Raw genomic sequence first — 21,452 nt, 5'->3', positions numbered from 1 at the left:
AATCATACTAGAGGTATATTGGTTTGATTTATTTAGCATTAATATCAATGAATTATAACCATAAAGCTAATGAGTCATTTACAAGCAAAAACACACTCAGATGCAATAATTTATGGCCTAGATATCATATAATGCAAATTGACGAACAATATCCCAGATGTAGCGTTAATTGGTGAAGCAGCCAATTTTGATTGATAAGGTTGCACTAGTTAGTGTTAAGGACTTTTAATGCATTTTACTAAAGAGCGCTTAGACGCGCTTGAAAAACACACCCGTAGCCATTTAATCAATTCACTGTCAGGATTTAAAAGCGCTAATTTAATAGGTACACAAGATTTACAGGGCAACACTAATTTGTCGATTGTCAGTTCGGTTATTCACCTAGGTGCCAATCCGCCGCTGGTTGGTATGATAATCCGCCCTCACAGTGTGCCGCGTCATACCTTTGAAAATATTTTACAAACCGGCTTGTATACTATTAATCAAGTCAATCAATCTATTTATGAGCAAGCTCATCAAACATCTGCTCGTTATGATAAAGATGAATCAGAGTTTGAAGCGACGGGATTAACGCCTGAATACCTATCAGACTTTAGCGCGCCTTTTGTAAAAGAAAGCCGCCTAAAATATTCAGTTAAGCTAGTAGAGCATCAACATTTAGCTATCAATGGTACCGAGTTTGTTATTGGTGAAATAGTTGACGTTTATGTAGACGATGATGCGGTTCAAACTGATGGGTTTATAGATTTACACACTATTGATACGGTAGCGATTAGCGGGCTCGATTGTTACTACACAGGCAATAAACTGGCTCGTTTGCCTTATGCTAAAAAATAGCGGTGACATAATTTTATCGTGCTTAAGCTAATTTATAGTATGTGCGGCTGCATAAAATAGCCAGAATACGAGTCGTATTTGATAAATCCCATTTAACTAAATGGGATTTATCAATATCAACGTATTTTACTTTTTAGTTAAAAAGCGTTCTTTAACGGCTTCTGCCATTAAATTGGGTGGAATTAAGCCTTGCTCTAACACAAAGTTATTAAATGCCAAGCGATCAAACTTATCGCCTAGGGCTATTTCGACGTCGGCCCTGATCTCCAATAATCGTGATAAGCCATAAAAGTAACTGCCAGCCTGACCAGGCATTCTCATGGTGTATCGATCCACTTCTTGTTTCACTGCCGCTTCTGAAAATACCACGTCATTGCGTAACAATGCATAGGCGTTTTCTTTTGTTGTTAGACCTAGGTTCAACATCGGATCTAACATGGCGCGAGCATTACGTAATAGTCGATGCTGAAGCGCTATAAGCTGTGCTTCAATAGGAAGATATGGCAACATTTCAGCTTCGGCATACAGTGCCCAACCTTCAACGTTTACGCTGTTAAAAGCATAATAAACACGAGCGAGTGACACGCCCTGCTCCAACATGACCGCAAATTGTAATTCATGGCCAGGTCTGCCTTCATGAGCACTTAATGTATAAGCAACGGCATTAAAATTAAAGTCATCGTAAGCAGCATCCCCGGTTAATGCAGGGTTACCGGTTGTCAGTACAAATTGCCCTTGTTCACCCGTATTACCAATAAACGGTGGCGGTAACATATGAGGCGCTGGACTGCCCGCAGCCTCTGCTTCGCTGGCCAATCGCATAATCATGTCGCGCTCAGGTAAATTGACCACTTTTTTCTGAGTGATTAACGCTTCAAGTTTTTTATTAATGGCTCGATAATGATCTTCAATCTTATCGTTGTCTAAAGAGTCTTTTTTAAGTGCTTTTATCACATCGCGATAATCACTTGATGGCATATTAAACTTTTGCGCAACCAACGGCGCTAACGCCTGCATGTTGGCTTTGGTTATCATATAGCTTGCTTTCGCGCGTTCAATTAACAACTCAGGTTCGATATCAATGCCAACTGTTTTGAGTTTTAAAGCGTAAATTTCTGACGGTAAGCGGAAGTCATCTCGGCTAGTTGGAATAACGGTTTTTTCTGCCCACTGACGGTAATCTGCAATTTGCTGCTTTAGTAGCGACAGATTATCATCGGCTTTTATGAATTCATTTTTCTCAAACAACTGCTGCAAACCTTGCAATAAGGTATCGATTCTTGCCAGGGCTTGGTTTACTTCTTCTTTTGTTGGCCCCATTAATTTTTTGTTGGCTAATGCGGCTTCATACAAGGTTTTTGCTTGTTCAGTTAACGCAGGTTGACCCGTTTTACCGACATAACACGCTAAACGAGTATTAGCCGCTTGTTTACGTGTATCTGACATTTGATCATCTAATAATGCCGACACGCCTCTAAATATAATTAACGGCACGTCCACCCAAGGCAACATGTATTTGTCTTCTAATTTACCTGAGGCAATGGTCTGATCAATATTGTTGATAATAATGTTGAGGTCTTGACGAACCTGCAATGATTTTTCAGTATTAAGCGCTTGTAACAACGTCTTTTTACTGGTTTCAAGAGTACGAATATACTTATCTTGTTGTGCCTTAGTAATGCTGCTGCATTGACTATCGGTTTCAGTAATGCCAATTGAACTTGCCATTTCAGGTTGAAATTGACTCGTTACCTGAATTTGTTTGTTGGTGTATGCATTACTGACATCAACCCAGGATTCCGCTGATGATGTCAACGGAATAAGAGCAAGTAGTGGAATCACAGACGTGAGTATTTTGCCTGACATCGGCTTAGTCCTTTTTTTATTATGAAGTGATTACTATAACCGAATAAAGATCTAAAGTGATGAGCGCTGAATTAACTAATCTGTAACGAATAGTGATCAACAAATCAGGTTATAAAGTAGACCCTTTTAAAGTAATGATTAGAAAAACAGTCAGTACATGAGTTACATCTGTATTGTTACTTCGCAGCCAATAAAAAACCGCAGCGATTGACGCTGCGGCTTGTTCTATCGAGAATATAATCGATTTTAGCGGATGATATAATTGCTCAATTAAAAAGCAAAGTCTTCGCTATCAAGTGCCATCATAGAATCGACACCATTGGCAATACATGCCGCATGGCCTTTAGCCCTTGGCAGCATGCGCTGCATAAAGAACTGAGCTGTTTTAATTTTAGCCTCATAGAACGCTGGCTCGGTGGTGCCTGCAGCCAATTTATCTTGCGCCACTTTAGCCATTTTCGCCCAGAAGAAAGCGAGTGTGACGTAACCGGCATACATCAAGTAATCCACAGACGCCCCGCCGATTTCATCCGGGTTTTTCATCGCCTTGCCACCAATTAACACGGTCAGTTCATGCCACTCTTTGGCATAAGCCATAATCGGTTTAATAAACTCAGCCATGGCTGGGTTATCCATGTTTTGTTGGCAGAATACGGTAACGTCTTTAGAGAAAGGCTTTAATACTTCACCCTGAGTACCAATAATTTTACGAGCCAGTAAGTCTAATGCCTGAATACCGGTAGTACCTTCATATAAACAGCTAATCTTGGTATCGCGCATTAACTGTTCCATTCCCCACTCTTTGATAAAGCCATGACCACCAAAAATCTGCACACCGTGGCTGGTACATTCAAAACCCAGCTCTGAAAGGAATGCTTTAGCAATCGGCGTTAATAAGGCTAACTTTGTTTCAGCATCAGCTTTAATGGCTTCGTCTTTTTCGGCATGGCCAATATCAACTAGCTGGGCAAGATACGAAATTAACGCACGGCCACCTTCAGCAATCGATTTCTGAGTTAACAGCATTCTGCGAACATCTGGATGAACAATGATTGGGTCAGCTGGGCCGTTAGGATTTTTAACCCCGCTGATTGAACGCATTTGTAGACGATCTTTTGCGTATGCCAAAGCCCCCTGGAATGAGGCTTCAGCAGCCGCAACACCTTCACTAGCAACGCCAATACGGGCAGCATTCATAAAGGTGAACATGCACTTAAGGCCGCGATTCGGTTCACCAATCAAATGCCCAGTTGCACCATCAAAATTAATCACACAGGTCGCGTTACCATTAATGCCCATTTTGTGTTCAATAGAACCACAACTCACGCCGTTTCTATCTGAAATGGTGCCATCTTCGTTAACGTTGAATTTAGGTACGATAAATAACGAGATACCTTTATTACCTTCTGGCGCGCCAGGAATACGGGCAATAACGATATGGACAATGTTATCTGACAGGTCGTGTTCACCTGCCGAAATAAAGATTTTAGTGCCGCTCAATGAATAACTGCCATCGGCCTGTAACTCAGCCTTGGTGCGCAACATACCTAAATCGGTACCACAATGCGGCTCAGTTAAACACATTGTGCCAGTCCACTTACCTTCAACTAACTTTGGCATAAATTGTTGTTTTTGAGATTCTGTGCCGTGTGCTTCAATGGTGGCTAAAGCGCCATGACTTAGCCCTGGATACATGGCAAAACTATGGTTAGCACTGGAAAACATCTCAGCAATACTGATATTTAATGAATGCGGTAATCCTTGGCCACCAAACTCTTCAGACTGAGATAACGTTGGCCAACCACCTTCTACATATTGAGCGTACGCCTCTTTAAAACCATCTGGTGTGGTCACCACACCGTCGTTCCATGTACAACCTTGCTGATCGCCTATTTGGTTTAATGGTGCCACAACCTGTTCGGTTAATTTTGCCGCTTCAGCAATAATCGCATCAACCATATCGATACTGGCATCTTGGTAACCCAAACGCTGATAGTGCCCTTCACAATCTAGCAGTTCTTGCATAACAAATTTTACGTCACGAATGGGGGCTTTATATTCAGGCATTGTTACTCTCCATGTCATTATCAATCTATATCTAGTTAGTGATTATTTGGATGAATTTTTCCATGCAAATAATATTTGTTACTACCGATGCTAAGTTAACTACAAGTATTATCCAAATGCATAATAATTATATGTATACATTCGTTTGAATTATAGTTTGTCGGTATTGTTAGACTTTCAGCAACAACTTCGCAACAAAACCGCCTCAGCCCTCGACGATTATTCATCCTACGCATAACTAAAAACACTCAGACGGTGAAATTCCTCAGTGCATTATTCGTTATATGAATAGTTGCTTATCAAAATAATTGATTTGTTTAATTATAAAACACCCCCTAGCATGATTTGGCGGTTAATTGTTCACTAAAGTGGTAATGACGTATTTTCAGGATAATTTTTCAACATAGAAAATTAAGCTGATTGATCCCCCCTTGATGTTATTGAATAACGCTAATTTTACAACGCTATATATTTACAGGTTACAAATAAGAACGCTTAAGCGTCATACATATCTTTTGTAAATCAATGTATTGGCAAGCTTGTTTAATAACGATTAGTCATCGTCTGGGGAAATAAATGAATAATAATAAATCAACATATTTTAAGCATTCTTTACTCGCATTTGCGATTATGGGAGTAATGAGCTCAGCTGCAAATGCTGAAGATGAAAAACCAAAAGCACAAAAAAGTGCAGACGATATAGAAAGAATCGTCGTAACGGCATCTAAACGTGCCAAAGGATTACAGGAATCTCCTGTGGCCATTACGGTAGTGAGTAGCAAAGCAATAGAGCAAGCTAAAGTAATGGACATAACAGACTTACAAACTCTGGTACCAACTCTACGCGTCACCCCACTACAACGTTCAACTAACACCAACTTCTCAATTCGTGGCTTTGGTAATGGCACCAACAATACGGGTATTGAGCCTTCTGTTGGGGTATTTATCGATGGTGTGTATCGCTCTCGTGCGGCATCTCAAATAGGTGACTTACCAAGACTGCAGCAAATTGAAGTGCTAAGTGGACCACAAAGTACCTTGTTTGGTAAAAATGCTTCTGCTGGGGTCATTAGCGTCACCACGCGAGAACCCGCTTATTATCAAGAAGGTAAAATTGAAGTTGGCGTAGGTAATTTCAACCAAAAAGAAATTAAAGGTTATTACACCAATGGCATAACCGATAATTTAGCATTTAGTGTTTCTGGTGGATTGAACAAACGAGATGGTTACACTGAAAGTGTGGTGGGATTAGACGATATTAACGACCGTGACCGTTGGAATATTCGAGGTCAGGCACTGTACGAACCAACTGAAGACGTAAAACTTCGATTAATTGCTGACTATAGTAAAATTGAAGAAGCATGCTGTACCGTAGAGAATTCAATTAATGGCCCTACTACTGGCGCTGTGCGTGCGCTCGGGGGCATGGACCTTGATGAAACAGATTCATTTGCTTATCAATCTACTCTTAATTCCAATCCCGATAACAACGTCAAAGATGGTGGAGTATCACTGCAGCTAGATGTTGATTTTGATGGTTATTCATTTACCTCAATCAGTGCATTTCGTACCAACGATTCTGATTTTATGAATGATGTCGATTACACTTCTCTCGATATTTTGAACGAAGGCGGCTACACCGATATCGAAACAATTACCCAAGAGTTTCGCTTAACCTCTACCGGTGAACGTCAGCTCGAATGGATGTTTGGCGCATTCATTTTTCATGAAGAAGTGACCACTGGCGATACCTTGTATTATGGTAACGACATTAGAAATTACTTTGATGTGTTGATGGCTGCTGGTGGTGCTCCGGGTTTATTAGCGGGTGTTGAAGGAGTATATGGCTTGGATCCCGGCACATTTTTCTCAGGTGACTCGGCAGTAAGTTCTGAGTTTGAACAAGAAAATGATGCTTACTCGATATTTGCCAGTTTTGATTACCATATCAGCGACGATTTTACCGCCATATTTGGCGTGAGTTACACCAATGACCAAAAAGAAATCAACATCACTCAACAACATTCCGATGTCCTTTCTGCACTCGATTTAGACACAGTACCAACATTGTATGGCGTGCCTATTGGCAGTATTCCTCAGTTGGCACCTGCGGTACCAGTGATTAAAAGTTTGCAGTTTTTACCCCCTATGCTGGGGTTGCCAAATGCTGTTGAAAACAATCAATCAGATGATAGTAAAACCACGTGGTCACTACGCTTAGCTTACGAAATTAATGACAATGTCAATATATTCGCTACAGCAGCAACAGGTTTTAAAGCAACGTCTTGGAACTTATCGCGTTATTCAAGCCCTTTCGCAGCGGATCAATCTGCATTAGAAACGGCAGGCTTAGCACTTCCCAATCAGGTTTATGGCGGCCGTTATGCCTCACCTGAAGAAGCAATGGTGTACGAGCTGGGCATTAAGACTCAATTCGAACACGGATCATTTAGCGCAACCATATTTGATCAAACCATTGAAGGGTTTCAGTCATCTATTTTCATTGGCACAGGTTATGTACTGGCTAATGCGGGTAAACAAAGTACCCAAGGTATTGAGTTCGACTCTAATTATAACCTCACTGAAGATTGGTCATTTACCTTAGCGGGTACCTTCCTCGACCCTGTTTACGACTCGTTTGTTGGTGCATCAGGTTTAAACGGACCGGTTGATTTATCTGGCGAGAAACCGGCTGGTATTCATGAAGTTAGTATCACTGCCGGTATTGTGTATAACTTTGAAGTATTTAATGGTGCCGATGGCTATGTTCGTACCGATTACCTTTTCGAAAGTGATACTAAGCTGGCTGAAAACACCCCTGAATCATTATCTCGCGAGGTAAACACCTTCAACGCAAGTACGGGACTGGCATTTGATAATGGCGTCAGTTTACAGCTTTGGGTGCGTAACTTAACCAATGATGAATATCTGTTGTCGGCATTCCCACCTCCAATTCAAGCGGGCAGTTTTAATGGTTATCCAAATCAACCACGTACCTTTGGAGCCAATATTTCGTACCAATTTTAACTAGCTAAACAGTCTGCAGTGACGGTAATAGCGCTTTACTGCCACTGTAGGATTTTTTATTAACATCAAGATTAAGCAACTGATTTATATCGCTAATAACGCTATAAACTCACTATCAATAAAACAATAAGAGTGTCCTATATGTCTATAGAATCAATATTAAAAAACCGTTACTCAGCACGCGCCTTTCTCGACAAACCGGTTGCCAAGGAAACCTTGGATTTGATTTTTGCCCATGCACAGCTTTCTCCTTCCAATTGTAATGTGCAGCCATGGCAAACTTGTGTGGTTTCGGGTCAGACAAAAGACACATTGAAACAAAAGTTTATGGAAACACTCATGAGCGGCGCCTCGCCAAATCCTGACTTTAATTGGCTACCGCAATATCAAGGTATTCATCGTGATCGTCAATTTGGCTCAGCGAATGCGTTGTATAGTGCAATCGGTGTAGCACGAGAAGACAAAAAAGCCCGTCAAATGGCGATAGTACGTAACTGGCAGTTCTTTGATGCGCCACATGCGGTGTTTTTCACTATGGATAAATACTTAGACATTATGGGCGCTGTTGATTTAGGTATATATGCTCAAACACTGTCATTGATTATGGCAGATCACGGCATATCAAATTGCATGCAAGGTGCATTAGGGCAATTCCCCGACCCAGTAAGAGAAATATTAAACCTCCCTGCCGAGCGCGGTATTTTATTTGGGATGTCTTTTGGTTACGCCGATGACAGTGCAGCGGTAAACAATACCCGTACCGATCGTGAATCCATTGAAAACGCTGTGGCATTTTTCGATTAACCAGTCATGACTAATGAGATTGAATATGAAACTAGAGCATAAAAATATTTTAGTGGATAACGTCAATATTCATTACGTTGAATCAGGGCAATCTACTGAAGCAAATAACGTATCTGCTGTAGCTGACATCACTGTGCTCAAAGCGACAATAATTTTTTTGCATGGATTTCCTGAGTATTGGGGCACATGGTCAGCTCAACTGAGTTTTTTCTCACCACATTATCGTGTTATCGCACCTGACTTACCGGGATACAACTTAAGCGACAAACCCGACGATGTTAGTTTTTATGCGGTACCCAATCTTATCGGCTTTATGGCCAAGTTTATTGCTGCAATTAGCCCTACTCAGCCTGTTATTTTAGTCGCCCATGATTGGGGCGGTGCTATTGCTTGGCCATTAGCAGCGTTTCATGCTCAGTTAATCAGTAAGCTGATAATTGTTAATGCGGCTCACCCAAGTACCTTCACTCGAGAAATGATTAACAATCCACTACAACGCAAAAAAAGTGCTTATATACATCAATTAATCAGCGCATCGGGGGAGTCATTATTAACGCAAGATGATTATCGCTATTTAAGCGAAGACATCATGGTTAGTACCAACCCAAGCGTGTTTACCGCCGCTGTAAAAGCGAAATATAAGCAAGTGTGGAGCCAAGCAGGCGCAATTAATGGCATGTTGCAATATTATCGCGCTATGCCACAACTGGCAGAAAATGACACAGATAATCAACGTTGCAATTCAACAACGGCATCATCCCTAGACACAACATCGACTCAAAATGACACAACTAAATCGAGTCCCGTTAAACAAGCATCGCAGCTTAAAGTACCCAATATACGGATCAATGTTCCCACATTGATTTTATGGGGCGAACAAGACCTTGCCTTCGTTAATGAAAATCTCGATGACATTCATCACTATGTGCATAACTGCACCATAAAGCGTTTTCAAGACACCAGTCATTGGCTACAACATGAAAGGCCAGACGAAGTGAATGTCGCCATTAATAATTTTATAAACGATTAATATCAATTTAAATACATTTAAAAGTATTTAAAAACAAAAGGTTAATTGCATCCTTAGTTAAAGGCTCGTTGTAAAACAAACTCAATATAGTGCGCTAAATAACAAACAAAATAATAATAACGATAAAGGGATTTTATGACGACATTAACATCACAAGCTCAGCCGACACTTGTATTTGAAGTAGCTAAAAATGACTTGTCACAGACACGTGTAGCTGAGCTGAATATTGAGCAGCCATTGGCTGACAATGAAGTATTGCTTAAGGTGAATAAGTTCGCGTTAACCGCAAATAACATCAGCTATGGCATCACTGGGGATGCATTAGGTTATTGGCAATTCTTTCCTGTTAACAATGTCCCTTCAGATACAGCTTCAAATTCGATTACGTCTACAACGAATACTGCTCAACAAACTCAATGGGGACGATTACCTGTGATGGGGTTTGCCGATGTGGTGTCATCAAATAATAAAGATATCAACGTTGGTGAACGAGTATGGGGATTTATGCCGATGGCGACTCATTTCAAAATCATTGCTGGTAAAGTTAACCCAAGCGGGTTTTCAGATATCAATCCATGCAGAGAAGGCCTATCTCCGGTTTATGCGCGCTTTGATCGGGTTAGCACCAATCCTTTTTATCAGCTAAATAACGAAGATTACGACATCTTATTACGCGGACTGTTCACCACATCTTGGTTAGTGGATGACTTTATGTTCGACAATAATTATTTCGATGCCACGCAATATCTGATTACCAGTGCATCCAGTAAAACCAGTATCGCCCTCGCCTTTGCCATTAAGCAAAGAGGCCAACGTAGCACGGTTGGCATTACCTCAATGGCCAATCTCAGTTTTGTTGAATCATTAGGTTGTTACGATCACGTTATTAGCTATAACGACATCACCACCCTAGATGCCAATGTGGCATCCATCTTAGTGGACATGGCCGGTGGTAAAAACACCTTAGCCGCCATTCATCACCACTTTACCCAACAACTGCGCTATTCATGCCGGATCGGTGCAACCCATCATGGCGATATTGACTTAACAGACACACAAAGTGATGGTCTGCTACCAGGTGCACCTCCAACATTCTTCTTTGCACCAACACAATTGAAAAAACGCAGTCTTGAATGGGGGGTTGGCGAAACCATGAAACAAATGAATCAATCGTTACTCCGTTATATAGACTTTTGTAGATCCATTATCACCATTTCCCACACCCATGATCTTCACCACGTTAATGATATTTACCAACAGGTTTTAGCCGGAACAGCTGATGCATCTGTTGGACAAATCATATCGTTAGACCCAAATACACTCAAACCAAGTAAGCAATAGGCAAACTCTCAATCAACAAGCTCGTGTTTAAAAAATAAAAATGGACGTTATCGGCCCAATAAAGGTCATATCTGAATGAGGTTATTATGGAAGATATTGAATTAGTGACATTTGTTAATTCGCAAGTTATCCCAGTGTGCATCTTTTTAATTATGATGGGCATGGGGCTATCTTTAGTGACAGACGATTTTAAACGCGTGCTTAAATACCCTAAAGCAGTTGCAATTGGATTAACTAACCAGCTACTTTTGTTACCTATTATTGGCTTTGCATTAGCCAATATCATGCCATTAGAACCAGAATACGCAGTAGGAGTCATGTTACTGGTACTGTGTCCAGGTGGCACAACATCCAATATGTTTTCTCATTTAGCGAAAGGTGATGTGGCACTGTCGGTCACCATGACGGCGGTGGCCAGTTTAATTACCGTGTTTACTATTCCCGTGGTGCTTAATTACTCATTAATTCACTTCATGGGGCAAGGCAATGAATTCCAGTTACCAATACTGGCAACCATGTTTAGCTTAATGAAGCTGACCATTGTGCCTATTTTGCTGGGCATGTTGATCAGACGTTACGCTCCCAAAATTGCTGAAAGTACTCAAGTCCATGTATCACGCTTTGGCATATTGTTTCTGACGTTGTTAATTATATTTTTAACGTATATTCAGCAAGATATCGTTATTCCTGCACTTATCGCCGCAGGACCGGTATCGATTATTCTTAATATTTCAACCATGCTATTAGGATATTATTCAAGTAAATGGTTTGGATTAAATCTTGCTCAAAGAACGTCCATTACCATTGAAGTCGGCCTACAAAACAGTACCTTATCCATGTTTATGGCGTTAACATTGTTGGCTAATTACAAGATGTCATTCACGCCGGCGATTTACACCCTCACAATGCTCTTTACCGCAGGGATTCTAGCGGGTATGTTAAATTCCAAGTATTTTAAATCGAAAAATAATGGCGAAGTGGTTGCCGATAACGCCTAGACGAAACTAATCATTAAAATAAAAAAGGTAAACAATGGAACTGATCACCGTAGTAATTGAAAACAATGTGCATGTTATTACCCTTAGCAATGGCAAAGTGAACGCAATATCGCCTGAAGTCATCGCCCAAATCAACAGTGCATAGGACCATGCAGAGCAGCAAAATGCAGTGGTAATAATAACTGGTCAACCTGGTATTTTATCTGGTGGCTATGACCTTAAAACCATGAAGCAAAGCGCTGAAGCGGCAATTGCTTTGGTCACTGCAGGCTCAACGTTAGCCCGCAGAATGCTCGCATTCCCAACGCCTATTATCGGTGCCTGTTCAGGCCATGCAATCGCCAAAGGCGCATTTTTACTACTCAGCTGCGACTACCGTATTGGCAGCGCAGGTCCGTTTAAAATTGGCCTTAACGAAGTGGCTATTGGCATGACTATGCATCAGGCAGGCATTGAAATCGCGCGTAATCGTATTCCGCAAAATTATCTGTCGCGCGCGGTAATCAATGCTGAGTTATTTACACCAGAACAAGCAGTAATGGCAGGTTTTCTCGATCAAGTGGTTGAGCCAGAACAACTCATGGACACTGCACATGCCGTGGCTAAACATATGCAAACGCTGAATATGGCTGCGCATTTAGGCACCAAATTAAAAGAGCGTAAGACTATTCTCGCCTCATTGGATGCAGCCATCGAGCAAGATAAGCAAATTTCATTGAAATTATAAGGATATAAATATGATATCGCAAAAGACCTATCAAACGCTCACTGTCGACATTACCGATAAAGTGGCTCACATTATCCTTAATCGTCCTGACGCGTTAAATTCAATGAACGTCGATTTTTGGCATGAATTTCCAAGCGTAATACACGATATCAATAATCAATCGGCGGCTCGCGCCATTGTCATTTCTTCAACTGGCAAGCATTTTAGCGCGGGTATGGACTTAGCCGTATTCAGTGCGAGTAACCGCGACGAGAATATCGAATTAGGCCGTAAACACGACCAATTACGCCGCTTGGTTCTCAAGCTACAAGATTGCTTTAACGTGCTTGAGACGGCACGTATGCCTGTACTCATGGCCATTCAAGGTGGCTGTATTGGTGGTGCTGTAGATATGGTCACCGCGGCAGATTGCCGTTATTGCACCAGCGACGCTTTTTTTAGCATCGAAGAAACCAAACTCGGCATGACTGCCGACGTGGGTACGTTACAGCGTTTACCTAAATTGATTTCAATCGGATTAGTTAAAGAGTTAGCCTACACGGGCCGAAGAATGCCTGCAGCAGAAGCCAAAGCAGCCGGATTAGTCAATCATGTATATGAAGACCAAGCATCAATGCTAACTGCTGTATTAGGCATTGCTGCAGACATTGCCGCCCGCTCGCCTTTAGCCGTTACCGGTTGCAAAGAGATGATCAACTATGCACGTGACCACAGTGTCGCCGACAGTTTACATTACATGTCGGTATGGCAAAGCGGCATGTTCCAACCCCAGAACGACATGATGGAAATCTTCAAAGCAAAAGCGCAAAACCGTGAACCAGAATTTGAAGAGTTAACTCAAATTGATCCTTTGAAAATATTCTAAGCATTGGGCATCATTGCACTATTTGCTATAGACCAAATTATGTGTGAAATAATTTAATCACAAATAGTGCTAACCCTTTAGAGTGAACTATGACAAAACCTTTGATAAACCTAGTGCATGCCAATGGCTTCCCCGCTGGCAGCTATAAAACATTTCTACAAGAGTTTGATAACGACTACCGTACCGTTGCCCATAATCAATTTGGCCATAATGTTCTGTATCCAATACACAATAACTGGCAACACCTTGTTACTGAACTTGTTGAATTTATTAAGAAGCAAGATGAAAAAGTCATTTGTGTTGGGCATTCATTCGGCGGTGTTATATCGTTTATCGCTGCTTGCCAACATCCTGAGCTTTTTCGAGGTTTAGTGATGCTCGATCCACCTGTCGTCACCGGCGCATTCTCGCATTTACTGAGATTTATTAAGCGAACACCTTATATTGATAAGCTCTCTCCTGCAGGAAAAGCCAACACTCGCCAAAATCACTGGCCGGAAAACACTAACTTAGTTGATTATTTTTCACAGAAAACATTGTTTAAAAACTTTGATTCTCGTTGCTTACAAGACTATGCATCATCAAGTGTGGTGCTACGCAATAAACGTTTAGAGCTCAGCTTCTCTCCTGCCGTCGAAGCCGACATCTTTAGGCATTTACCGACCAACCTTGTTAAATACAAAAACAAACTGACCGTGCCAGCAAAACTGATTTACGGTGAAAATACCAATATATTCCCGATTAAACATTTTGTTCGATTTGCAAAACTGAATGACATTGAGTTAATGACACTCCCTAATGGTGGTCACATGTTCCCTCTAGAACAACCGGAAAATACCGCCAATATGGTCAAACAGATCATTAAAGACTGGTAATGACCTTAGTACTGGCTCAACAATAGCTAACAATAAATCTACATAAGAGGCACCAATATGATGAAACCAATTAGTTTATGTTCAACCTTAATCATAACTATGGGTGTCTCTTATCCATCATTTGCATTACCACTGGATAAGATCCAATTACCGGCTGGGTTTACCATTGAAGTGTATGCCGAAAATGTTGAAAATGCTCGCCAGATGGCGCTTGGTGACAACGGAACTGTTTTTGTAGGCAGTCGCAAAGCAGGCAATGTTTATGCCCTGATAGACAGTGATAATGATTTTAAAGCTGATAAGAAAATCATTATCGCAACGGATTTATTTATGCCATCCGGCCTTGCGTACCATAATGGCAGTTTATATGTCGCTGAGGTGGATAAAGTCTGGCGTTATCCTGATATTGAACAATCATTACCCACTATTCCTAAACCAGAATTGGTATACGACAAACTGCCAAATAAGTCCCATCACGGTTGGAAATTTATCACTTTTGGCCCGGATGGAAAGCTGTATATCCCCGTCGGCGCGCCTTGTAATGTGTGTGAAAGTGAGCTTCCCTTTGCCAGTATTTTACAATTAGATCTTGAAACAAAACAAACCACTATCGTCGCTCAAGGTGTACGCAACAGTGTCGGATTTGATTTTCACCCACAAACAGGTGAGTTATGGTTTACCGATAATGGCCGCGACATGATGGGCGATGATTTACCCGATGATGAGCTTAATCGTGTGAGCAAAAAAGGCCAACACTTTGGTTTTCCTTATATTCACAACACAGATATTGCCGATGCAGATTTTACTAACCCAAAAATCGCCAAACTCAACACCCCTCCGGTATTAACCTTAGGTGCACATGTTGCTGCATTAGGCATGGAGTTTTACCAAGCTAATCAATTCCCTGCTACTTATAAACAATCAATCTTAATTGCCCAGCACGGCTCGTGGAACCGCACTAACAAAGTGGGTTATCGCATTATGCAGGTGGCACTTGAGGGGAATAAGGTGATTGATTATAAGCCGTTTGCCACGGGTTGGCTTGAAGGCGAACAAAGCTGGGGCCGCCCTGCAGATGTGATGACCCTGGCAGATGGCTCTATCTTGGTATCAGATGACTTTGCCAATGCCGTGTATCGGATTAGTTATACCAAGCAATAAAAGCTATGCGTTATGCTTTAACTCTACGACCATGGTAACGTTTGATAATTTTTCAGAGAATGTATGTCTTTTTTGATAATCAATTTTGATTAGTATCAAACTCACTATTGTACAAAACTTGTTAACCCCTTCTCGTCGTCGCAACTCTCACGTTGTCGCAACTCTCACGTCGTCCCGGTAATGCTTTTGAGCCGGGATCCAGGTGTTTGTTTTGTATTGTACTTATGGTATTTATGGCCTGCGGCCACTAACGTCTTGGCGCGTCGCCCACACCAGACCAAAGGGGTAAAGTGCATTCTTGTTTATGAATCAGCCTTTGCAAACCCTCAGCGTTCCGGCAACATTTTCGCATTTTTACCAAACAACAATAGCGAAAAATTGCGACGGAAATGTAATCCAGCTTTGGACTTCGTTTATAACCGTCTTCGGCCCGTCTTGTAATAAAGAGTGAAAATGCTAACGCTTCCGATGGAATCTGATGTGAATGGATTCACGAATGTCGTGATGGCAAGGTCAATGATGTTCCCGACATCATAATGACATTCCCCATATCCATATGGGTCAGATGCCAAAGAACGACCTGTACCGCGAAAGCTAGCCAGACGTCCTGTCAGGCTCACGCATTCTTGTATAAACAGTCTAAACGGCCTCAAGTTCAAAGCTGAATTTAGACATTTTCAAGCAGTAACTAGCTCGCTTTTGGACAGAAACGTCTTAGGTTGATCCCCTCAGACGTACTTTAACCAAAGCTTGTTAGAACTGAAGCACTAAAGTCTTAAGTATTAAGTTCAGATGATGATAAGTATGGCTAAGTTCTGAAATACTTAAGAAGCTATTGAGATTATCTGCCTCATCGCCCATCGCTATTCTGTTAGTCGATATTGTTATAGTTGGCTTGGCTGTGTTTATTTTTATGCCGATGCTTAATAAACTGACTAGCAAACTATTTAGCTAAATCAAACGGTATCCCAGTAACATGGCGTGCCATATTTTTTTGTCAAAAAATCGATAACTACTCGCACTTTGGGTGCTAAGTTATCCGAATCAAGATACAGCGCATTAATCGTTTGAGTCTCTGCGGTGGTTGATACTTTGTGATCGCCCATAATTGGAATTAGCTTACCTGTTTTTAATTCCCCGCCTATTAACCACGTCGGAAACATCACGATCCCAGCACCACCGACGGCACTTGATACCAGTGTTTCTGCGTTATTGCTATATAGTGTACCGGTTACCTCAAAAGGTGCTAGCTGCTCTTTACCAATAAACCAACGTTGTAAGCCCTTTGTTCCTTTAAAAACCAGGCAGTTGTGTCCTTCAAGTTGTTCTGGTATCTCAGGGGCACCGTGCAACTTAATGTAAGTTGGACTAGCCGCTATAACGTAGTTTTGTTGTCCAAACCTTTTCATTCGCATTGAAGAATCCTGCAGCACACCGATCCTAATTAATAAATCAATACCTTCTTGAACTGGATCTATAAAGTTGTCTGTTTGATGTATCTCAACTTTGAGTAGTGGATATATATCCAATAATTCAGGGAGGTAAGGGGCAATATGTAGCCGGCCAAATGCCACTGGCGCACTAATTTTAACGGTACCACGAGGCGTATCGGCTTTTTGCTCGATCCGTTCTGCCACTTGCTCATACTGTCTGATTATTTCACTACAGTGCTTAACAAAAACCACGCCTTCTTCTGTCAGTGATATAGCTCTTGTATGACGGTGGAGCAATTTGGTTCCCACCTTATTTTCCAGTTGCGCCATCTTTCTAGAAACCGACGACGGTGTCATATCTTGTCGTCTTGCGACTTCAGAAAAATTTCCAAACTGGTTTGTCATCAAAAAAAGTTTAATCTCGAGAAGAGAGACATCGTAGTTCATAAGCATTCCCCATGAATTTAATCGCTAAGGTGTTAATTATCAATTAAAAAAGGCAAACCATATAAATAGCTTGCCTTAATCGTTTACTCTATTAAAAATGGAAATGTCTCATGGTGAGATATACGTAATTCAAATTTTAATCATTAAAGAACATCTTCTTTAATGTACGATCTTTCTTAACCAAATGATGATAGAAATCTGCGAAAACATGACCCAAAATAAGCATCCAAACGAGCCAAGCTCCAAGTATCTCTTTATGTATAAAATCAATTGGTTTTTCAAAATCTAAAAAGTTTACTCCCATCCCCTATTCAATAAAATAAGTAAACCCCCATGTATCTGGAAATTTAGCTATATCAAAAAGAAAGAAGAATTCAGTAACAACACCCGTACCCAAATACCCTGTCACTGGCATAGCAATCATTATTGCGTAAGGTAAGTAATGCCCAACCTTCGCTGGTTTATGCTCCAATCGTGTTCCTGGTTTCTTGGATGGCTGGATATTTACCAATCGCCATATAATTCTTAATAGTACTAAAACACCAATAGATATCCCAAAGGGCAAATGCAGTTGCAACGTATTCCAGTTTCCAGTGTTTTTGCATCAGTAAACCAATGCCGATAATAAACACTTATGTAGGCACCTAAAAATAGAAAAGCAGTAAACCAATGAAGTGCCTTAGCTATCATGCCATAATTTTCATTACTATTTTTTATATTCATATTTAATGTATCATCAATAATATCGGCTTTGCGGCATGATAATAACGGCCCTAATCGTTTACTTGATTAAAGAGTGGTAATATCTTGCGTTGATACAAACGTGTCATCTTTAGAAAATACTTGAAATTGTTCAACAACCTTCGACATTACGTCTGTTTGAATGTCAGCTAAAAATTCGTCTTCTGAATTAATTTTGATCATTTCAAAAAAGTCCCACGGTGATGCTTTTTGCTCACCGAAAACGCCAATGCCTTTGAACACTTCAAATGAACTCACGCTATTGAGTTTACTGACTATTGGCAAGTCAACTTATTTTGCCCATTTCAGGTACTCAGACTCTTTTACGCCTTCTTTAAGATTAAAAAAGACAATCAATGTTCTAGCTTGTTGAGACATTATATTTTTCCTGTTGTTTGTTAGATAAATAAATACAAATAAGTGCGCATGCAATACAAATCATGGACGCTAGACGCCAATAGTTAAGCTCAATCGGTGCATTGCCTAACCACCCTTGGGTATCGATGACTAAACTCATTACCATTTGACCAAACACTGTGGCTACAGTAGCAATTGCAACACCCACTTTTGGCACCGCAGCGACCATCACAACCATATAAACAATGCCAAACAGTGCGCCAATCAGTTGCCATTTAGGTACCGTGAGTAGATTTGCTTCATAGCTGGGTTCAAAGAAAAATATTAATAATAAAGTCACTACCGTTCCGACAGAAAACGTCAGTAATGAACTGCGTATAACCCCTACTTTTGCCCCTAGCTGACCGTTAATGGCAGCCTGTGCACTTAATGCCATACCAGAGATAACAGCAAGCAGCATAAATAACATCATGATTGCACTCCTAAATAAGTTAACACAAGAGCAGCAATAACAAACAACATGCCTGTGACTCTTAAGCGGTCAACAGGTTGCTTTGAGGTGCCAAACCAACCAAAGTAATCAATGGCAAAGCTCTTCCCTACTTGTCCAACAAGCACTCCAATCATTGTCATTGCCACCCCTAACACGGGCGTAGCAAGCGTTAATACCACCACATAAATAGGTCCAAGTAGGCCACCCGTTAATTGCCATTTAGGGATTGATCGCATGTCTTGATTTTTACCCGTAGAGGTGAAAATACTGATCAACCAAAGTAAAGCGGCACCAACACCAAAGATACTTAACGTAGCCCATAGATGCCCAACTTGATGCCCTAATGGCCCAAGCAGTCCAGCCTCAAAAGATAGCCCCATGCCTGCAAAAACTACCAATAATATGACTATAATTCTCATCGTGGGTCAAATAATGACAATGATGAAGAATGCTCGTAAGCTTTACCATTAGGGTAAGAGACCAACTCAAGTTGCATTCCCCATGGCGACATGAAATAAACCCAGCTTTCACCTGCCGTTGGACCATCAGTCATTACATTTGGCGAGCCTAAAACTTCGATGCCTTGTTCTTTTAAGTAAGCAACAGCGCTATCCATATCGTCGACATTGAATGCCATGTGGTGACCACCAATATCGGCATTGTTTGGTGCTGTTTTACTACGATGTATGTTGTCAGCGTAATCAAAAATTTCTAGATTTATGCTGCTAGCACTCATCACTGCAATTTTTTTTATTTCAGCGCGAGGGTTTACATTCAAGTGCTCCGCCATCCAGTTATCTTCAGCAATAAAGGGATCGAATTCATAAGTAAGTTCGAAAGCAAGGTGTTGACTAAAAAACGCAATCCCCTCATCAATGTTTGGTACAGTAAAGCCGATATAATCTGATTTTTTTAATCCTGGAATAGCCATTAGATGTCTCCTCGTTCATGACGTAATTTGTTTAATGCACCCATCGTAGTCGCGCCTTTATTGAAACCTGTGTACACAGAAGCAAATACAATCAACTCTTCAATTTCTTCATAGCTAGCGCCTTGTTTTAGTGCCATATCTACATGGGCACCGAAGGGATTCCCATCACCGGTAACATTTAAAGCCATCTGGTCGATGACAATGGTGATAAGCGTTTTAGTTTTTTGGTTAATAAGCGGCATTGCAAATGCTTCCCCAGCAACACGGACAGTTAAATCGCCCCAAACTGGGTTAATTGATTTAAGGCCTGCGATAAGTGCTTGGTCATCTAATACTGCATTTTTGTATTTATTCTCTGTCATAGCGATTTCCTCTGTATTTAACTTTATAACTTGTTCGTCTTTGCGATTGAGGTGGATTATAGAGAAAATAATTAATTGAAAAACTAGCAAGGTTGCATATCACTTATGCAAAAAATGCACAGGTAAAGGGTAAGTTTTAGGTTTGAATTAATAGGACAATTGAATGCACGTCGCACTATGGGGGCGAAAGCGTCTTTGCAATATCCAACCTAATTTTGGCAGGTTCGCAATCGGGTTAATGTGAGTAGTTGTGATATGACAAAACACTTCTATTCCTAACATGAGAAAATGTATGGCAAATCGATCAGGATATATCGCGGTTTAGTTAAAGCTCTAACGCACTTTGGGGCAGAAATGAGTCAGCCAGCTATAATTTAAAATGGACGGGTTCAACTCTGAACTTGAGGACGTTGAAGAAAATAGCGTGAAGCTCACATGGCCTTTCTCGCACATCCATGTGCTACAAGGCATTCAGGCATCCTGCCTATCAGATGTGAGCTTAGCTTGCGCGGTACAGGATGTACCATCGGAAGCGTTTGATGTGGTCAACTAAATCTGTACACCAACAGGAGTTGCGTCTTTACGCTGCCATTTCGGCTGCTGTTGGCGTCATATAATTGTTATAACTATGACCCCGTTTTATATTGTAGTGCTTCAATATATAATTCAGCACATCATGCTTTGCTTCATCAAAACTGTTGTAGCCATACTTAGGCATCCATTCTGTTTTAAAGCTTCTAAAAAAACGTTCCATTACCGCATTATCCCAGCAGTTTCCTCGTCGGCTCATGCTTTGAGTTATCTGATATTTCCACAGCATTTGTCGATACTGAAGGCTACTGTAGTGACAACCCTGATCAGAGTGAAACACTACGTTTCTTGGACGCCCACGGCTTTCAAATGCCATTCTTAATGCTGCACAAGTCAAATCAGTATTCGGACTGTCAGAGCACGCCCAACCCACAATCTTTCTCGCGTATAAATCCATTACCACCGCTAAATAGAGCCATTTGGTTCCAGACCAAACATAGGTCACGTCACCACACCAAACCTGATTTATTGCTTCAACGTTAAACTGTCGCTTTAACAA

At 41.0% G+C, this 21,452-nt stretch carries 18 protein-coding genes and 2 pseudogenes; 10 read left to right on the top strand and 10 right to left on the bottom strand.

Annotation, left to right across the window (positions count from 1 at the left end; translation table 11 throughout):
- Positions 1-228: 228 nt before the first annotated feature.
- Complete coding sequence (locus CXF88_RS18375; RefSeq protein ID WP_101088256.1) at positions 229-837, top strand: flavin reductase; 609 nt, start codon at positions 229-231, stop codon at positions 835-837.
- Positions 838-963: 126 nt separating this feature from the next.
- On the opposite strand, the gene CXF88_RS18370 is transcribed toward CXF88_RS18375, so the two are convergent.
- Entirely contained in the window at positions 964-2,703 is a 1,740-nt protein-coding gene (locus tag CXF88_RS18370; RefSeq protein WP_101088255.1) for a DUF885 domain-containing protein, read from the bottom strand.
- A gap of 270 nt (positions 2,704-2,973) precedes the next feature.
- Positions 2,974-4,770 carry an acyl-CoA dehydrogenase C-terminal domain-containing protein gene (locus tag CXF88_RS18365; RefSeq protein WP_101088254.1) on the bottom strand — a complete coding sequence of 599 codons (1,797 nt, stop codon included), beginning with the start codon at positions 4,768-4,770 and terminating at the stop codon, positions 2,974-2,976.
- Positions 4,771-5,346: 576 nt separating this feature from the next.
- Between CXF88_RS18365 and CXF88_RS18360 the strand changes: the two genes are divergently transcribed.
- The 9 genes and pseudogenes from CXF88_RS18360 (at position 5,347) to CXF88_RS18320 (ending at position 15,598) form a co-directional block, all read left to right on the top strand.
- Positions 5,347-7,797, top strand: a complete 2,451-nt coding sequence (locus CXF88_RS18360; protein WP_101088253.1) for a TonB-dependent receptor — start codon at positions 5,347-5,349, stop codon at positions 7,795-7,797.
- Positions 7,798-7,938: 141 nt separating this feature from the next.
- Positions 7,939-8,601 carry a nitroreductase gene (locus CXF88_RS18355; RefSeq protein WP_101088252.1) on the top strand — a complete coding sequence of 221 codons (663 nt, stop codon included), beginning with the start codon at positions 7,939-7,941 and terminating at the stop codon, positions 8,599-8,601.
- Between the two features lie 25 nt (positions 8,602-8,626).
- A complete protein-coding gene (locus CXF88_RS18350; protein ID WP_242445201.1) occupies positions 8,627-9,631 on the top strand; it encodes an alpha/beta hydrolase in 1,005 nt (334 codons plus the stop codon).
- 135 nt (positions 9,632-9,766) lie between these two features.
- Positions 9,767-10,972 carry a DUF2855 family protein gene (locus CXF88_RS18345; RefSeq protein WP_101088250.1) on the top strand — a complete coding sequence of 402 codons (1,206 nt, stop codon included), beginning with the start codon at positions 9,767-9,769 and terminating at the stop codon, positions 10,970-10,972.
- Positions 10,973-11,058: 86 nt separating this feature from the next.
- A complete protein-coding gene (locus CXF88_RS18340) occupies positions 11,059-11,970 on the top strand; it encodes a bile acid:sodium symporter family protein (RefSeq protein ID WP_101088248.1) in 912 nt (303 codons plus the stop codon).
- A gap of 157 nt (positions 11,971-12,127) precedes the next feature.
- Positions 12,128-12,697 (top strand): annotated as a pseudogene (locus CXF88_RS18335) (crotonase/enoyl-CoA hydratase family protein); the annotation flags it as partial.
- Positions 12,698-12,707: 10 nt separating this feature from the next.
- Complete coding sequence (locus CXF88_RS18330; RefSeq protein WP_101088247.1) at positions 12,708-13,562, top strand: crotonase/enoyl-CoA hydratase family protein; 855 nt, start codon at positions 12,708-12,710, stop codon at positions 13,560-13,562.
- Positions 13,563-13,651: 89 nt separating this feature from the next.
- Positions 13,652-14,437, top strand: a complete 786-nt coding sequence (locus tag CXF88_RS18325) for an alpha/beta hydrolase (protein ID WP_101088245.1) — start codon at positions 13,652-13,654, stop codon at positions 14,435-14,437.
- A gap of 60 nt (positions 14,438-14,497) precedes the next feature.
- Positions 14,498-15,598: a PQQ-dependent sugar dehydrogenase gene (locus tag CXF88_RS18320; protein WP_197708473.1), complete on the top strand. Its 1,101-nt coding sequence runs from the start codon at positions 14,498-14,500 to the stop codon at positions 15,596-15,598.
- A gap of 956 nt (positions 15,599-16,554) precedes the next feature.
- Here the strand turns inward: CXF88_RS18320 and CXF88_RS18315 are convergent.
- The 8 genes and pseudogenes from CXF88_RS18315 to CXF88_RS18280 form a co-directional block, all read right to left on the bottom strand.
- The gene (locus tag CXF88_RS18315; protein WP_101088243.1) at positions 16,555-17,478 is read right to left on the bottom strand and encodes a LysR family transcriptional regulator; all 924 of its coding nucleotides are present in this window, start codon (positions 17,476-17,478) and stop codon (positions 16,555-16,557) included.
- Positions 17,479-17,614: 136 nt separating this feature from the next.
- Positions 17,615-18,043 (bottom strand): annotated as a pseudogene (locus tag CXF88_RS18310) (cytochrome b/b6 domain-containing protein).
- A gap of 224 nt (positions 18,044-18,267) precedes the next feature.
- Positions 18,268-18,504, bottom strand: coding sequence for a hypothetical protein (locus tag CXF88_RS18305; RefSeq protein WP_197708468.1), 237 nt, complete (start codon positions 18,502-18,504; stop codon positions 18,268-18,270).
- A 76-nt stretch (positions 18,505-18,580) separates the two neighbouring features.
- Complete coding sequence (locus tag CXF88_RS18300) at positions 18,581-19,048, bottom strand: DMT family transporter (RefSeq protein ID WP_101088241.1); 468 nt, start codon at positions 19,046-19,048, stop codon at positions 18,581-18,583.
- On the bottom strand, positions 19,045-19,488 hold the full coding sequence (locus tag CXF88_RS18295; protein ID WP_101088239.1) for a DMT family transporter: 444 nt from the start codon (positions 19,486-19,488) through the stop codon (positions 19,045-19,047). The genes CXF88_RS18300 and CXF88_RS18295 overlap by 4 nt, the downstream gene beginning before the upstream one ends.
- Positions 19,485-20,000, bottom strand: a complete 516-nt coding sequence (locus CXF88_RS18290; protein WP_101088237.1) for a VOC family protein — start codon at positions 19,998-20,000, stop codon at positions 19,485-19,487. Before CXF88_RS18290 ends, CXF88_RS18295 begins: the two co-directional genes overlap by 4 nt.
- Entirely contained in the window at positions 20,000-20,362 is a 363-nt protein-coding gene (locus CXF88_RS18285; protein ID WP_101088235.1) for a carboxymuconolactone decarboxylase family protein, read from the bottom strand. The genes CXF88_RS18290 and CXF88_RS18285 overlap by 1 nt, the downstream gene beginning before the upstream one ends.
- Positions 20,363-20,942: 580 nt before the next feature.
- A partial coding sequence (locus CXF88_RS18280) for an IS3 family transposase (protein WP_157822836.1) occupies positions 20,943-21,452 on the bottom strand: 510 nt, incomplete at its 5' end.

Source organism: Shewanella sp. ALD9 (assembly GCF_002836315.1).
GTDB lineage: Bacteria > Pseudomonadota > Gammaproteobacteria > Enterobacterales > Shewanellaceae > Shewanella.
This window is presented reverse-complemented; position numbering and strand designations above follow the sequence as displayed.

Coding starts and splice junctions, on each gene's coding strand:
- CXF88_RS18375 (WP_101088256.1), top strand. CDS start 229: ATGCATTTTACTAAAGAGCGCTTAGACGCGCTTGAAAAACACACCCGT.
- CXF88_RS18355 (WP_101088252.1), top strand. CDS start 7,939: ATGTCTATAGAATCAATATTAAAAAACCGTTACTCAGCACGCGCCTTT.
- CXF88_RS18325 (WP_101088245.1), top strand. CDS start 13,652: ATGACAAAACCTTTGATAAACCTAGTGCATGCCAATGGCTTCCCCGCT.
- CXF88_RS18350 (WP_242445201.1), top strand. CDS start 8,627: ATGAAACTAGAGCATAAAAATATTTTAGTGGATAACGTCAATATTCAT.
- CXF88_RS18315 (WP_101088243.1), bottom strand. CDS start 17,478: ATGAACTACGATGTCTCTCTTCTCGAGATTAAACTTTTTTTGATGACA.
- CXF88_RS18320 (WP_197708473.1), top strand. CDS start 14,498: ATGAAACCAATTAGTTTATGTTCAACCTTAATCATAACTATGGGTGTC.
- CXF88_RS18345 (WP_101088250.1), top strand. CDS start 9,767: ATGACGACATTAACATCACAAGCTCAGCCGACACTTGTATTTGAAGTA.
- CXF88_RS18365 (WP_101088254.1), bottom strand. CDS start 4,770: ATGCCTGAATATAAAGCCCCCATTCGTGACGTAAAATTTGTTATGCAA.
- CXF88_RS18285 (WP_101088235.1), bottom strand. CDS start 20,362: ATGACAGAGAATAAATACAAAAATGCAGTATTAGATGACCAAGCACTT.
- CXF88_RS18340 (WP_101088248.1), top strand. CDS start 11,059: ATGGAAGATATTGAATTAGTGACATTTGTTAATTCGCAAGTTATCCCA.
- CXF88_RS18290 (WP_101088237.1), bottom strand. CDS start 20,000: ATGGCTATTCCAGGATTAAAAAAATCAGATTATATCGGCTTTACTGTA.
- CXF88_RS18330 (WP_101088247.1), top strand. CDS start 12,708: ATGATATCGCAAAAGACCTATCAAACGCTCACTGTCGACATTACCGAT.
- CXF88_RS18295 (WP_101088239.1), bottom strand. CDS start 19,488: ATGAGAATTATAGTCATATTATTGGTAGTTTTTGCAGGCATGGGGCTA.
- CXF88_RS18360 (WP_101088253.1), top strand. CDS start 5,347: ATGAATAATAATAAATCAACATATTTTAAGCATTCTTTACTCGCATTT.
- CXF88_RS18370 (WP_101088255.1), bottom strand. CDS start 2,703: ATGTCAGGCAAAATACTCACGTCTGTGATTCCACTACTTGCTCTTATT.
- CXF88_RS18300 (WP_101088241.1), bottom strand. CDS start 19,048: ATGATGTTATTTATGCTGCTTGCTGTTATCTCTGGTATGGCATTAAGT.